Source organism: Vibrio sp. 10N.222.49.A3, assembly GCF_041475145.1.
Taxonomy (GTDB): domain Bacteria; phylum Pseudomonadota; class Gammaproteobacteria; order Enterobacterales; family Vibrionaceae; genus Vibrio; species Vibrio tasmaniensis_A.
The window spans coordinates 16,617-29,855 of record NZ_JBFRVM010000068.1; the positions used below are offsets into that span (position 1 = coordinate 16,617).

Consider the following 13,239-nt stretch of genomic DNA (forward strand, 5'->3'; position numbering starts at 1 on the left):
ACGAGTAGCGATCTTTTTGTTATACCAATCTAACGAGGTAACTATTGTCATACTCATATTGATTGGTACATAACCACATCAAGTATTAACGAATAATACCGCGCTCAGAACTCTCTAGCATTTCTAACATAGGAGTTACCGAAGCAAACTCTTTCGCCATTTCAACTAAAGCGGCTTTCGCTTCTTCAAGTGTTTTGCCTGAACGGTATAACTCTTTGTACGCTTTCTGTAATGCTCGAATTTCTGGTTTTTCAAATCCGTTACGCTTCAAGCCCACTAGGTTGAGGCCGAATGGAGCGGCATGATTACCCTGTGCAAGCACGTACGGCAGTACATCTTGAACAACCGCAGAACAGCCGCCAATATAAGCGTAAGCACCAATAGAACAAAATGGGTGAATAGCAGAAAGCGCCATAACACCCGCATAATCGCCAACGGTTACGTGGCCACCAAGAATAGCATTGTTACCAATGTGAGTATGGTTACCAACAATAACATCATGCGCTACGTGAGCATTTACACAAAGTAAGTTGTCGTCACCAATCACAGTGGTAGCTTTGTCTTGAGTTGTACCACGGTGGATCTGAACTGCTTCACGAATCACATTACGGTCACCGATCACAACAGTCGTGTCTTCACCACCGTATTTCTTATCTTGGTTTTCTTCTCCAATCACAGCGTGTGGGAAGATTCGGTTTTGCTTACCAATTGTCGTGTGACCTTTGATCACAACATGCGACATCACTTCAGTGTCGTCACCAATTGTCACGTTACCAGCAATGTAAGTGAAAGGACCAACCGTCACGTTAGCACCGATAGTTACATCACCTTCGATTACTGCTGCCGGGTGAATTTTCGCTGTTTCATGAATCATATTAAAACTCTCTACGAGCACATTTAAGTTCAGCTGAACATACAACTACGCCGTCAACTTTCGCTACACCGTTGAACGATGCAATGCCACGACGTTCTTTTAAGAACTCAACTTCGATAACCAATTGGTCACCTGGCACTACTGGCTTGCGGAACTTCGCTTTATCTACGCTAGCAAAGTAGTAAAGCTCATTACCAGAAGGAGCACCAAAAGATTTAAATGCTAGAAGACCAGTTGCTTGCGCCATTGCTTCTAAGATCAACACACCTGGGAATACAGGAAGTTGTGGGAAGTGGCCTGTGAACTGAGGTTCGTTAACAGAAACATTCTTAATCGCAGTCAGTGTTTTTTCTTTTTCAAAGCTAGTCACACGATCAACCATTAAGAATGGGTAGCGATGAGGTAATAGTTCCTGAATTTCAGTAATGTTCATCGTTGTCTGTTCAGTAGTCAAAGTCGTATTCCTATGTATATTCTTTATTTAATGAGAAGGATTATAAACGAAAAAGACTCGCTGTACGCGAGCCTTTTATTAGAAATGCTGGAATTATGATTCCGCGCTGTTCTCGATAAGTTTTTCAACGGTTTTCAAACGCTTGTTCATTTCATCAATACGATGAACTCGCGTTGCTGTTTTACGCCAATCTTTATTTGGCTGCAAAGGAATACCTGAAGAGTACATGCCTTTTTCGGTGATACTGCGCATTACCATCCCCATACCGGTGATTGTAACGCCGTCAACGATTTCTATATGACCATTAATCACACAACCGCCACCAATAATACAGTACTTACCTATCGTTGTGCTGCCGGCGATGATAGTACCACCTGCAATAGCAGAACCATATCCGATGTGAACATTATGAGCTATCTGAAGTTGGTTATCTAAGATAACGTTATCTTCAATAATAGTGTCATCTAATGCGCCACGGTCAACGGTAGTACACGCGCCGATTTCTACGCGGTTACCAACACGAACTGAACCGACTTGCGGGATCTTAACCCACTCGCCTTTCTCATTCGCATAACCAAAACCATCGGATCCAATCACTGTACTAGATTGAATCAAACATGCTTCGCCAATCACCACTTCATGGTAAACACTTACGTTAGCCCAAAGCTTAGTACCTGCGCCAATTTTTGCATTTTGACCAATAAAGCAACCAGCACCGATAACGACGTCATCACCAAGCACTACGCCAGTTTCAATCACAGCATTGGCACCAATAGACACATTTTGTCCAATGGTCGCGTCGCCTGAAATTGAAGCAGAATCAGCAATACCCGTAGCTGGCGCTGGCGTGGAATCAAGCGCTTGAGCAACCTTAGCAAAAGCAACATAAGGGTCGCTGACCACAATAATGTTGGTCTTACACAGTTCACGCTCGCTCTCTTTAACCATAATAGCGGATGCTTTACAGTCACCAAGGTGCTTGCTGTACTTCACGTTCGAAAGGAACGTAATATTTCCTTCTTGCGCTTTATCCATAGGAGCGACTGCTGAAACGGTAACTGCACCGTCTCCGTGTAGCTCTCCACCGGTAATCGTTGCCAATTCGGCTAAGGTCAGATTCTTCATAAAACTTATTTCAGTGATTTAATTACTTTTTCAGAGATGTTGTATTCTGGCTTACCGTACTGCAGAGCTTGAATATCAACGATCATGTCGTAGCCTTCTTTCTCTGCAACTTTAGTTACAGCATCTTGAATTACTTTGAATAGCTTCTGCTTCTCTTGTGCTTCACGACGTTGGCTTGCTTTTTCTAGTGCTTGAGCTTTGATTTTGTATTTGCTGTCTAGTTGGCCGACTTCAATACGAAGTTTCTCTACTTCATCAGGCCCTAATAGCTCACCATCACGCTTAAGCTTTTCAATCTTAGTCTTAGCTTCAGCTTGGATACTTTGAAGCTCAGCAGCTTTATCTTTGAACTCTTCCTGCATTTTTTGAAGAACAACTTCACGCTGAGGTAGAGCCTGGAATACTTGTGCAGTATTTACATAGCCCACTTTTTGCGCAGCTTCAGCCGCTGTTGCAAAGAAAGAAGAGCTAAGAACTACAAGGCCTAAACCTGCTGCTTTAATCATATTTTTCAAAATATTGTCCTTTAAAGATTAGAAAGTTCTACCAATGGTGAATGTGAAGAATTCTTCGTCATCGCCTTCGTAGATTTTGATTGGTTTCGCTAGAGAGAAAACCAATGGTCCCATCGGTGACATCCACTGAAGAGCGGCACCATAAGATGAACGGTAATTTGTTGGGTCAGAGTAATCGTAGTAGTACTGTTGACCGCTATTCGGTGCGCCACGGTCTACGAATTCGGTATCCCATACACTTGCCATATCGAAGAACACGCTAGTTCGAATCTGACTGCGCGCTTCATCAGAAGCAAACGGTGTTGGTACGATTAACTCTACGCTAGCCAAAGCAACCGCATTACCACCAACCGAATCATCGGTTGCAGAATTGTACGTCGGGTTGTTGCCCGTGCTATTTCCGTAAACAGCTTTTGGACCAGCTGAGTTAGAACCAAAACCACGTAGTGTTGTAAAACCACCCGCGTAGTAGTTTTCGTAGAATGGGAACAAGTTATCATTACCATCCGTTTGACCATAACCGTTACCATAGCCTAATCGACCACGCATCAATAGTGTGAACTCATGCTTTTTAGTCAACGGAATGTAATGTTTTACATCGTATTGCGCTTTGAAGTATTTAGCATCCGAACCAGGTACTGTCATTTTCGCGAAAGCACGTTGGTGGTTACCTTCAGTAGGGAAGAAGCCACGGTTAAGGTTGTTGCGCGTCCAAGAGATATTGATATCGAAGTCATCGGTTAAGATATGCTCATCACCGTATTGGTCAATACTTCTCGCAAACTGTTCAACTTGAATATAGGTAGGAACGTTACCGATCTTGTTGTGCGTATAACCAAAACCAAACTCGAGACGGTTCAGCTCATCCATAGGGAAACCCCATGTTAAGCTCGTACCATAACTTTGGTTGGTATAATCGACAATACCAGCTTCAGAGGCTTCAAATTCGTTGTAGAAGATTTTGCCGCCCATACTCACGCCATCAAGGTTCCAGTATGGGTCGCGGTAGTCTAAGCTCACATTCTTTTGGTAATCGTTCATCATGGCGCTTACGCCAACACGGTTACCAGAACCTGCAAAGTTATCTTGCTGTAAACCAACCTGGAAGCTGACACCCGATTCAGTACCGTAGCCAACACCGAAGTTGACGCTACCCGAGTTAGCTTCCTTAACGTTGTAAACCAGATCCACTTGGTCTTCACTGCCAGGAACACGTACCGTTTGCACATCGACCGTTTCAAAAAAGCCTAAACGGTTAAGACGGCTCTTACCTATATCAATCGACTTGGAGTTCAGCCAGCTGCCTTCCATTTGACGCATTTCACGACGCAGTACTTCATCTTTCGTTGAGTTGTTACCCGTGAATCGAATATCACGAACGTAGATACGGCTGCCCGCTTCTACATTGATAACCAACGACACTTCTTTGGTCTCATCGTCAAATTCAGGAATAGTACGAACTTGTGGGTACGCATAGCCAGATTCGCCTAGAATTCGTTTCACGCTCTCTTCTAAAGACGTTACAGAAGAACCGTTATATGTATCGCCATCTTCGAATGGCACTAACGCTTCGAAGTCAGCCTCGCGGCCGATAAGCTCACCACGGAAAGAGACATCTTTAACGGTATAAGCTTCGCCTTCGTCTAGGCCTAGCGTGATGTAAACACCTTTCTTATCAGGAGAGATCGCAACCTGAGTCGAATCTACCTTAAACTTAAGGTAACCACGGTCAAGGTAGTAAGATTTCAACGCTTCGATATCACCAGCCAGTACTTGCTTCTGGTATTTTTCATCCGCAAGGAAATTCCACCATGCAACATCAACGTTCAAGTTGAAACGACTAAGTAGATCAGCGTCAGAGAAAACTTCGTTACCGATAAAGTTAATTTGCTGAATCTTAGCGGACACGCCCTCAGTAAACACAAACTTAAGGTCAGAACGGTTACGAGGCAGAGGCGTCACTACGGCTTTCACTGTCGCGTTGTACTTACCAACACTGTAGTAAAAATCTTCAAGGCCCTTCTCAATGTTACTCAGTGTAGTTCGGTCAAGGGCTTCACCTTCACGAACACCAGATGCATCTAGGTTCTGCTGAAGTTGTTCTTCTTTGATCGCCTTGTTACCTGAGAATGAGATGCTTGCGATGGTCGGTCGTTCTTTGACTTGAACAACTAAAACATCATCATCGCGAAGGACTTTAACGTCCTCAAAGTTGCCTGAAGCATACAGTGCACGAATGATCTCAGATACATCGCCGTCATCCACTTCATCGCCAATACGTACTGGCATTTTCAGTAGAGCTGCACCAAGTGCAACACGCTGTAAACCTTCGATCTTGATATCTTGAACTACAAAGTTTTGTGCTCCGTTCGCAGCCACACTAGTGGCCAATAGACTTGCGAACAGAATTTGCTTAATCGCCATACTTATTCTAATTATTCCTTGCTACTACCAATGCCTGTGAGAAACCATTCACAGACGAGTAAAATCATTAAATATTGCCAGAGCCATCAAAGAGAAGAGGATTGCGCCTCCCACTCTGTATCCCATTTCTTGAACTTTTTCAGGTACAGGTTTACGAGTAACGGCCTCAATAGCGAAAAAGAGCAAATGTCCGCCATCAAGCATAGGCAGCGGAACTAAATTAATAATACCCAAGTTAACACTAATCAGAGCTAAAAAACCTAAGAAGTAAACCAAACCGTAATCGGCGGTTGCCCCTGCGCCTTTAGCAATTGAAATTGGGCCACTCAAGTTATTTAAGCCAACATCACCAACGATGAGCTTCTTAAGCATTGTCAGCGTCAAACCTATGATTTGACCTGTTTTATCAAATGCTTTTCCTACAGACTCAATTACACCAAATTGTAACTCAAAGCGATAATCTTCTGGCCATTCTGCGACTTCGGGAGCAATACCCGCATAGCCGATTGTAGAACCATCAGAAAATTCGCGACTATTCGGCGTCATAACCAATGACCGCTCAACACCATTTCGTAATACGACAAGGTCCAAGGGCATCATTGGGTGTGAACGGATTAATTCAACAACCGACTTCCACTGTTCAATAGGCTGACCATTAATTTCGACAATTTTATCGCCAGATTCTAGCCCTGCAGAATAGGCAGCACCGTCATCAATAACTTGAGCGAGCACTGTCGATATCTCTGGAGAATAGGGTCTAAAACCAAGCGTTGTCATTGCTGACTCAGTTTCTGGGTTGAACGACCAGTCAGAAATATCCAATGTTATCTGTTGTTCAAAGCCGATGTCGTCTTGAGAAGAAACCGTTACCGTCATGGACTCATCACCAATATGTGATATCAAACCCAAGTTTACTGATTCCCAATCTGCGGTTTTGATTCCTGAAATAGATTTAAGTTCCATTCCAGTTTCAATTCCGGCTTGTGCAACAATAGATTGCGGGGTGACCTCACCGATCACCGGTTTAACCGCAGGCACGCCAATCAAAAATACCAGCCAATATGCGAACACGGCAAAGATAAAGTTGAATGCTGGACCTGCCCCCACAATCGCCGTTCGTTTCCACAACGGTTTCTTATCAAAAGCGTATTGCTGTTCGTCTTCAGAAAGGTCATCAACACGACCATCAAGCATCTTAACGTAGCCACCCAATGGAATGACTGACAAGCTATATTCCGTTCCATCGCGGCCAACTTTACTCCAGATCGATTTACCAAAACCAATCGAGAATTTTTCTACTTTCACACCGCAGCGACGAGCAACCCAGAAGTGTCCAAATTCATGAACAGCGACCAGAATACCAAGCGCTACAATAAAGGATGCGAAGTTCCACAGAATTCCACTCATGCTAGCTGCTCTTTTATAAATTGAATGGCTATTTGACGAGACATATTATCGAGCTCAAGAAGGCTTTCCAAGCTATCTAAGCCCTCAGAGTTATGTTGTTCACATACTTTGTTCATAACATACTCGTTAATGATAGCAATATCGGTAAACTTTACTTGATTGTTCAAGAAAGCATCGACTGCAATTTCGTTTGCCGCATTAATCGCTGTTGTTGCATGCTGACCCAAATAGCACGCCTCAATGGCTAATCTCAAACATGGGTAACGAGTTAAATCGGGCTCTAAGAAGGTAAGCTCGCCCACTTTGGTGAAATCCAGAGGCTTAACACCCGCTTCTGTGCGTTCAGGATAAGACATCGTCAAAGCGATTGGCGTTGCCATATCGGGTTCGCCCATTTGAGCGAGCACCGAGCCATCCTTGTACTGAACCATAGAATGAATCACAGACTGAGGGTGGATAATAACTTTGAGTTGCTCTTGAGAGGCATTAAATAGCCATTTCGCCTCAATGTACTCTAAGCCTTTATTCATCATAGTTGCTGAATCGACAGAGATTTTAGGGCCCATTGACCAGTTAGGGTGTGCAATAGCACGCTCAGGAGTAACGGATTCAAGCTCTGCGACATCGGTATAGCGGAAAGGGCCGCCAGAACCCGTCAAGAGAATATGGTTGATACCGTTCTCTTCCAGATTACAACGACCTAGATTGGTTTGTACATTTTGCGGTAAGCATTGAAAGATAGCATTGTGTTCACTATCGACAGGAAGTAGCTCAGCGCCATATTTTTCGACTGCGTCGATGAACAACTGCCCTGACATCACTAAGGCTTCTTTATTAGCAAGTAAGATACGCTTGCCCGCTTTAACTGCTGACATCGTAGGAAGCAAACCTGCCGCACCCACAATAGCAGCCATTACCGTGTCCACTTCATCTAGAGAAGCGACCTGACACATGCCTTCAGAACCAGAAAGAACTTTGATGTTTGGGTAATTTGTAGACAGCACTTCAGTCAGCTTAGATGCTGCATCAGGGCAAGCCATAGCAACATAGCTTGGTTGCCACTTTTCAACTAACGCCAGCATCTTTTCAACATTCGAGCCTGCAGCCATTGCTACAACCGAATAGAGTTCTGGGTTTTGTTCAACGACTTTTAGTGTACTTGCACCAATTGAGCCGGTAGCGCCAAGGATAGTTAGATTTCGCATCACATATGACCGTAGAAATGTAATAAAGGGCAGAATCACTGCCCTTTTTTATTAGAATGCTAAATAAAGCAGAGCAAAGACAGGGAACGCAGCCGTTAAGCTATCTATTCTATCAAGTATACCACCATGACCAGGAATCAGATTACTGCTGTCTTTCACCCCAGAAACACGTTTAAACATGCTTTCAACAAGATCACCAAGAACAGAAATAACGACGGTCACAAGAGTAATAACAATCATGTGGAGAGGGCTTGTGAATTGGATATCAAACAAGTCAGCAAAGATCCAGGCCACGATCACTGCTGTAATGATGCCACCAATAAGACCTTCAATCGTTTTATTAGGACTCACCGCAGGGGCCATTTTGCGCTTGCCAAAGCTCTTTCCTGAAAAGTAAGCACCACTGTCCGCAGCCCAAACAAGCAAGCAAACGAACATCACCAATTTTGCGCCGTGGTAAGGATCAACATCGATACCGTTAGCACGCAGGATAACCACACTCCAGAAGAATGGTAGCAAAGTCAGCACGCCAAATGCGTGACGAAGAATGGATGAGTCTTTCCATGCTGGCATAGACTTAGGATAAGTCACTGCCATACCACTCGCGATTACCCACCAAATTGAACCAATCGTTAGAATGGCGTAGTGAGCACCCGATAAGTTATTAAGGCTAAATGCATCAAAAGGTATAAAAGCAAAACTTGCAGCACTTACCACAACTGTTGGAATCAACGCTAAATAACGTGATTTGCTTTCAACAAACTGAGTCCACTCCCAAAAACCCAATAGCGAGATTACTGCTAGTGAAAGAATAAACGTGGGAAGTGATAACTCGAAAATACCTAGAATAACTAGGGGAGCTAAAATCAACGCCGTAATAATTCGTTGTTTCAAACCAAAAAAATCCTTATTAACTGTCCATCAGAGCTTTAATTTGCTCACCGGTGCATCCAAAACGACGCTCGCGATTTACAAACCAAGTCACAGCTTCTACTAAGCTGTCTTCATTAAAGTCTGGCCAGAATTGTTCAGTGAAATACATTTCGGCGTAAGCTAATTGCCAAAGCATAAAGTTACTAATGCGGCACTCGCCACTGGTGCGGATAAGTAGATCGACTTCTGGAATATCTGCCATCGTCAGGTGCTGTGTAATCATAGCTTCATCAATGTCTTCTACATTAATATCGCCAGACTTAACCTGTTGAGCAATCGAAGTCATCGCTTGCTGGATATCCCACTTACCGCCGTAGTTAGCCGCAATATTAATAACCATACCCGTATTGGTGCTAGTCAAAGCTTCCGCTTCTTCTATTTTCTTTTGTAGTCGCGCATTAAAACGACTTTTATCACCAATAACACGAAGTTGAAGATTATTTTTATGAAGCTTTTTTACTTCACTCGACAGCACTGAAATAAACAGTTCCATCAAGACACCCACTTCTTCTTCAGGACGACGCCAATTTTCACTACTAAAAGCAAAAAGAGTTACGGCTTTAATACCAAGTCTGGCTGCTGAAGATATGGTTTTTCGAACAGCTTGAACGCCATTTTTATGACCAAAGACACGAGGCTTACCCTGAGCTTTTGCCCAGCGACCATTACCATCCATAATGATAGCAATGTGTTTAGGAAGAGAGTCTGTGAACGCTTGAGAATTATGCATAAAAGAGTGAATCAAATTCTAATAGTCGAACAGAATAGCATAAAAAAACGCTGCACCGTGAGTACAGCGTTTTTCCTGAAAGAAAAGAATATGGAAAATTAAACTTCCATCAACTCTTTTTCTTTAACTGCTAGAACTTCGTCTACGTTCTTAACCGCAGCGTCAGTTAGCTTTTGAATTTCGTCTTGTGCTTTACGATCTTCGTCTTCTGAAATTTCTTTGTCTTTAAGAAGCGCTTTTAGATCGCCATTCGCGTCACGACGGATGTTACGAATAGCAACACGGCCACCTTCAGCTTCGCCACGAACGATTTTAACTAGGTCTTTACGACGCTCTTCCGTAAGCGGTGGAAGTGGAACGCGAATAACCGTACCTGCAGACATAGGGTTTAAGCCTAGGTCAGAAGTCATGATTGCTTTTTCAACAAGAGGAGTCAGTGTTTTATCAAACACTGTAATTGCTAGTGTACGTGCGTCTTCAGCAATAACGTTAGCTACTTGAGTCAAAGGTGTTGGTGCACCGTAGTACTCAACAGTAAGACCAGAAAGTAGGCTCGGGTGAGCACGGCCTGTACGGATTTTTTGTAGGCTGTTTTTTAGTGCATCAACACTTTTTACCATGCGCTCTTGAGCGTCTTTTTTGATTTCGTTAATCACAATTTCACCTTGATTATGTTCTTTCTTCAAGAAAGCTTTTTATTTGGAGTGATAAGGATAAGCTTACCGAAGCATTATACTTCAGTAAGCCCGAAAAATTAGTCAGCGTCGCTGATTAATGTACCTTCAGTTTCACCCATAACCACGCGACGTAGTGCGCCTGGCTTATTCATGTTAAATACACGGATTGGCATTTTGTGGTCACGTGCTAGCGTAAATGCGGCCAAGTCCATTACTTTCAATTCTTTCTCAAGAATTGTGTTGTAAGACAACGTATCATACAACTCTGCGTCTGGGTTTGCTACTGGGTCAGCAGTAAATACACCATCTACTTTTGTTGCTTTTAGAACTACGTCAGCTTCGATTTCGATACCGCGTAAACATGCAGCAGAGTCTGTAGTAAAGAATGGGTTACCAGTACCTGCAGAGAAGATCACAACACGACCTTGACGTAGTTGGCTGATTGCATCTGCCCAGTTGTAGTCGTCACATACACCTTTAAGAGGAATTGCTGACATTACACGTGCGTTTACGTAAGCACGGTGTAGTGCGTCACGCATAGCAAGGCCGTTCATTACCGTTGCAAGCATCCCCATATGGTCACCAACAACACGGTTCATACCCGCTTCTGCTAGGCCTGCGCCACGGAAAAGGTTACCACCACCGATAACAACACCAACTTGAACGCCTAGTTCAACTAATTCTTTTACTTCTTGAGCCATACGATCAAGGATCGTTGGGTCAATACCAAAACCTTCTTCGCCTTGTAGCGCTTCACCGCTAAGTTTTAACAGAATACGTTGATACGCTGGTTTAGGGTTCGTAGTCATGGAGCTTACCTTCCAAAGAGTTGATGATTAACAGTCATGGATAAAAACTGAAGAGCTCAGTTTGCATTCATAACAGCTAAAAGCCGGAAATAATTCATTATTCATAAAAAGACCGCAGCATTTGCCACGGTCTCTTTTCAAACAATACGCTAAGGATTAACCTTTTTGTACCGCTGCAACTTCGTCTGCGAAGCTCATTTCAGCTGCTTTCTCGATACCTTCACCAACTTCTAAACGAACGAAGGTAGTAACTGATGCGCCTTTCTCTTTAAGAATGTCAGCAACAGTTTTCTTAGGTTCCATGATGAAAGCTTGACCAGTAAGAGATACTTCGCCCGTGAATTTCTTCATACGGCCGATAACCATTTTCTCAGCGATCTCTTGTGGTTTGCCTTCGTTCATAGCGATTTCAACTTGAACAGCTTTTTCTTTTTCTACTACGTCAGCAGGTACGTCAGATGGGTTAACGTACTCAGGCTTAGAAGCAGCAACGTGCATAGCGATGTGCTTAAGCGTTTCAGCTTCGCCTTCACCAGCAACAACAACACCGATTTTCTCGCCGTGACGGTAAGAAGCTAGTGCAACACCTTCAACAAGCTCAACACGACGGATGCTGATGTTCTCACCGATCTTAGTTACTAGAGCGATACGTGCGTCTTCAAACTTAGCTTGAAGTGCAACGATGTCTAGACGTTCAGCTAGAGCAACTTCAGCAACTTCGTTAGCGAATGCAAGGAAACCTGCATCTTTAGCTACGAAATCAGTTTGGCAGTTCACTTCAAGAAGAGCAGCAACGCCAGCTTCTTCTTTAATGATGATTGCGCCTTCAGCAGCAACGTTACCAGCTTTTTTAGCTGCTTTCGCTGCGCCAGATTTACGCATGTTTTCAATTGCTAGCTCGATGTCGCCTTCAGCAGCAACAAGCGCTTTTTTACATTCCATCATGCCCGCAGCTGTGCGTTCACGAAGTTCTTTAACTAGAGCTGCAGTTACAGTTGCCATTCTCTATTCCTCAGTAAATTCTAAAAAAGATAAAAAACAGGGGCCTAATTAATTGGCCCCTGATATTGACTGTATTCAGTTCTTAAGCCATCGATTATGACCGCTTAATATGAACTAAATATGGCTCAGAGCCGCTATTATTCAGCTTCTACAAAACCGTCTTTTTCAGCAGCTACAGCAGCAACATCTTTGTTACGACCTTCTTTAACCGCGTCTGCAGCAGCGTTTAGGTAAAGCTGTACTGCACGGATTGCATCATCGTTACCAGGGATAACGAAGTCAACACCGTCTGGGTTAGAGTTAGTATCAACTACAGCGTAAACTGGGATACCTAGGTTGTTTGCTTCTTTAACTGCGATGTGTTCGTGATCAGCATCGATAACGAATAGAGCGTCTGGAAGGCCGCCCATGTTCTTGATACCACCAAGAGACTTCTCTAGCTTCTCCATTTCACGAGTGCGCATTAGAGCTTCTTTCTTAGTAAGCTTGTCGAAAGTACCGTCTTGAGCTTGCGCTTCAAGTTCTTTCAGACGCTTGATAGACTGACGAACAGTTTTGTAGTTCGTTAGCATACCGCCTAACCAGCGGTTGTTAACGTAGAACTGGTTGCTGTTGATAGCAGCTTCTTTAACAGCTTCAGATGCAGCGCGCTTAGTACCAACAAAAAGAACTTTACCTTTCTTCTCGCCAACTTTAGCGATTTCAGCTAGAGCGTCGTTGAACATTGGTACAGTTTTTTCTAGGTTGATGATATGTACTTTGTTACGAGCACCAAAGATGAATGGCTTCATTTTTGGGTTCCAGTAACGAGTTTGGTGACCGAAGTGAACACCAGCTTTAAGCATATCGCGCATTGATACAGTTGCCATTTTAAAATCCTCTATGGGGTTAGGCCTCCACATCCCCCATGAATCCGACCCCTAACAACTAACCACTTTTCAGCCGTTATCTGTGTTGTTGAGGCACCCCGGAACATGTGTCGGAATGTGTGTGATTTAAAGAAATAAGTTAGTGGACACAAAGCTTGTTTCGCCAATTGGAGAAAACAGTCCTGATGTCCGGCGCGCTTTATACCATATTTTGT

General features: G+C 43.6%; 13 protein-coding genes. All 13 read right to left on the reverse strand.

Annotated elements, in window-relative coordinates:
* Nucleotides 1-85 precede the first annotated feature (85 nt).
* A complete protein-coding gene (lpxA, locus tag AB4589_RS12765; RefSeq protein WP_009847407.1) occupies nt 86-874 on the reverse strand; it encodes an acyl-ACP--UDP-N-acetylglucosamine O-acyltransferase in 789 nt (262 codons plus the stop codon).
* A 1-nt stretch (nt 875) separates the two neighbouring features.
* Complete coding sequence (fabZ, locus tag AB4589_RS12770) at nt 876-1,328, reverse strand: 3-hydroxyacyl-ACP dehydratase FabZ (protein ID WP_009847408.1); 453 nt, start codon at nt 1,326-1,328, stop codon at nt 876-878.
* A gap of 93 nt (nt 1,329-1,421) precedes the next feature.
* Nucleotides 1,422-2,453 (reverse strand): UDP-3-O-(3-hydroxymyristoyl)glucosamine N-acyltransferase, encoded by a 1,032-nt coding sequence (gene lpxD, locus AB4589_RS12775; protein ID WP_371695425.1) that lies wholly within the window; start codon nt 2,451-2,453, stop codon nt 1,422-1,424.
* 5 nt (nt 2,454-2,458) lie between these two features.
* A complete protein-coding gene (locus tag AB4589_RS12780) occupies nt 2,459-2,959 on the reverse strand; it encodes an OmpH family outer membrane protein (RefSeq protein WP_009847410.1) in 501 nt (166 codons plus the stop codon).
* A gap of 27 nt (nt 2,960-2,986) precedes the next feature.
* Nucleotides 2,987-5,392 (reverse strand): outer membrane protein assembly factor BamA, encoded by a 2,406-nt coding sequence (bamA, locus tag AB4589_RS12785; RefSeq protein ID WP_372100707.1) that lies wholly within the window; start codon nt 5,390-5,392, stop codon nt 2,987-2,989.
* A gap of 48 nt (nt 5,393-5,440) precedes the next feature.
* Nucleotides 5,441-6,799, reverse strand: coding sequence for a sigma E protease regulator RseP (rseP, locus tag AB4589_RS12790; protein WP_017103660.1), 1,359 nt, complete (start codon nt 6,797-6,799; stop codon nt 5,441-5,443).
* Entirely contained in the window at nt 6,796-8,004 is a 1,209-nt protein-coding gene (gene ispC / locus AB4589_RS12795; RefSeq protein WP_135382665.1) for a 1-deoxy-D-xylulose-5-phosphate reductoisomerase, read from the reverse strand. The genes rseP and ispC overlap by 4 nt, the downstream gene beginning before the upstream one ends.
* Before the next feature lie 51 nt (nt 8,005-8,055).
* Nucleotides 8,056-8,898 carry a phosphatidate cytidylyltransferase gene (locus AB4589_RS12800; protein WP_017096810.1) on the reverse strand — a complete coding sequence of 281 codons (843 nt, stop codon included), beginning with the start codon at nt 8,896-8,898 and terminating at the stop codon, nt 8,056-8,058.
* 16 nt (nt 8,899-8,914) lie between these two features.
* Complete coding sequence (locus AB4589_RS12805; RefSeq protein ID WP_371708267.1) at nt 8,915-9,667, reverse strand: isoprenyl transferase; 753 nt, start codon at nt 9,665-9,667, stop codon at nt 8,915-8,917.
* A 98-nt stretch (nt 9,668-9,765) separates the two neighbouring features.
* Entirely contained in the window at nt 9,766-10,323 is a 558-nt protein-coding gene (gene frr, locus AB4589_RS12810; RefSeq protein ID WP_009847417.1) for a ribosome recycling factor, read from the reverse strand.
* 98 nt (nt 10,324-10,421) lie between these two features.
* Nucleotides 10,422-11,153 carry a UMP kinase gene (gene pyrH, locus AB4589_RS12815; protein WP_009847418.1) on the reverse strand — a complete coding sequence of 244 codons (732 nt, stop codon included), beginning with the start codon at nt 11,151-11,153 and terminating at the stop codon, nt 10,422-10,424.
* Nucleotides 11,154-11,309: 156 nt separating this feature from the next.
* Nucleotides 11,310-12,155, reverse strand: a complete 846-nt coding sequence (gene tsf / locus AB4589_RS12820; protein ID WP_009847419.1) for a translation elongation factor Ts — start codon at nt 12,153-12,155, stop codon at nt 11,310-11,312.
* A gap of 137 nt (nt 12,156-12,292) precedes the next feature.
* Nucleotides 12,293-13,024, reverse strand: a complete 732-nt coding sequence (gene rpsB, locus AB4589_RS12825) for a 30S ribosomal protein S2 (protein ID WP_009847420.1) — start codon at nt 13,022-13,024, stop codon at nt 12,293-12,295.
* Nucleotides 13,025-13,239: the final 215 nt, after the last annotated feature.

Coding starts and splice junctions, on each gene's coding strand:
- lpxA (WP_009847407.1), bottom strand. CDS start 874: ATGATTCATGAAACAGCGAAAATTCACCCGGCAGCAGTAATCGAAGGT.
- lpxD (WP_371695425.1), bottom strand. CDS start 2,453: ATGAAGAATCTGACCTTAGCCGAATTGGCAACGATTACCGGTGGAGAG.
- AB4589_RS12780 (WP_009847410.1), bottom strand. CDS start 2,959: ATGATTAAAGCAGCAGGTTTAGGCCTTGTAGTTCTTAGCTCTTCTTTC.
- bamA (WP_372100707.1), bottom strand. CDS start 5,392: ATGGCGATTAAGCAAATTCTGTTCGCAAGTCTATTGGCCACTAGTGTG.
- rseP (WP_017103660.1), bottom strand. CDS start 6,799: ATGAGTGGAATTCTGTGGAACTTCGCATCCTTTATTGTAGCGCTTGGT.
- ispC (WP_135382665.1), bottom strand. CDS start 8,004: ATGCGAAATCTAACTATCCTTGGCGCTACCGGCTCAATTGGTGCAAGT.
- AB4589_RS12805 (WP_371708267.1), bottom strand. CDS start 9,667: ATGCATAATTCTCAAGCGTTCACAGACTCTCTTCCTAAACACATTGCT.
- pyrH (WP_009847418.1), bottom strand. CDS start 11,153: ATGACTACGAACCCTAAACCAGCGTATCAACGTATTCTGTTAAAACTT.
- tsf (WP_009847419.1), bottom strand. CDS start 12,155: ATGGCAACTGTAACTGCAGCTCTAGTTAAAGAACTTCGTGAACGCACA.
- rpsB (WP_009847420.1), bottom strand. CDS start 13,024: ATGGCAACTGTATCAATGCGCGATATGCTTAAAGCTGGTGTTCACTTC.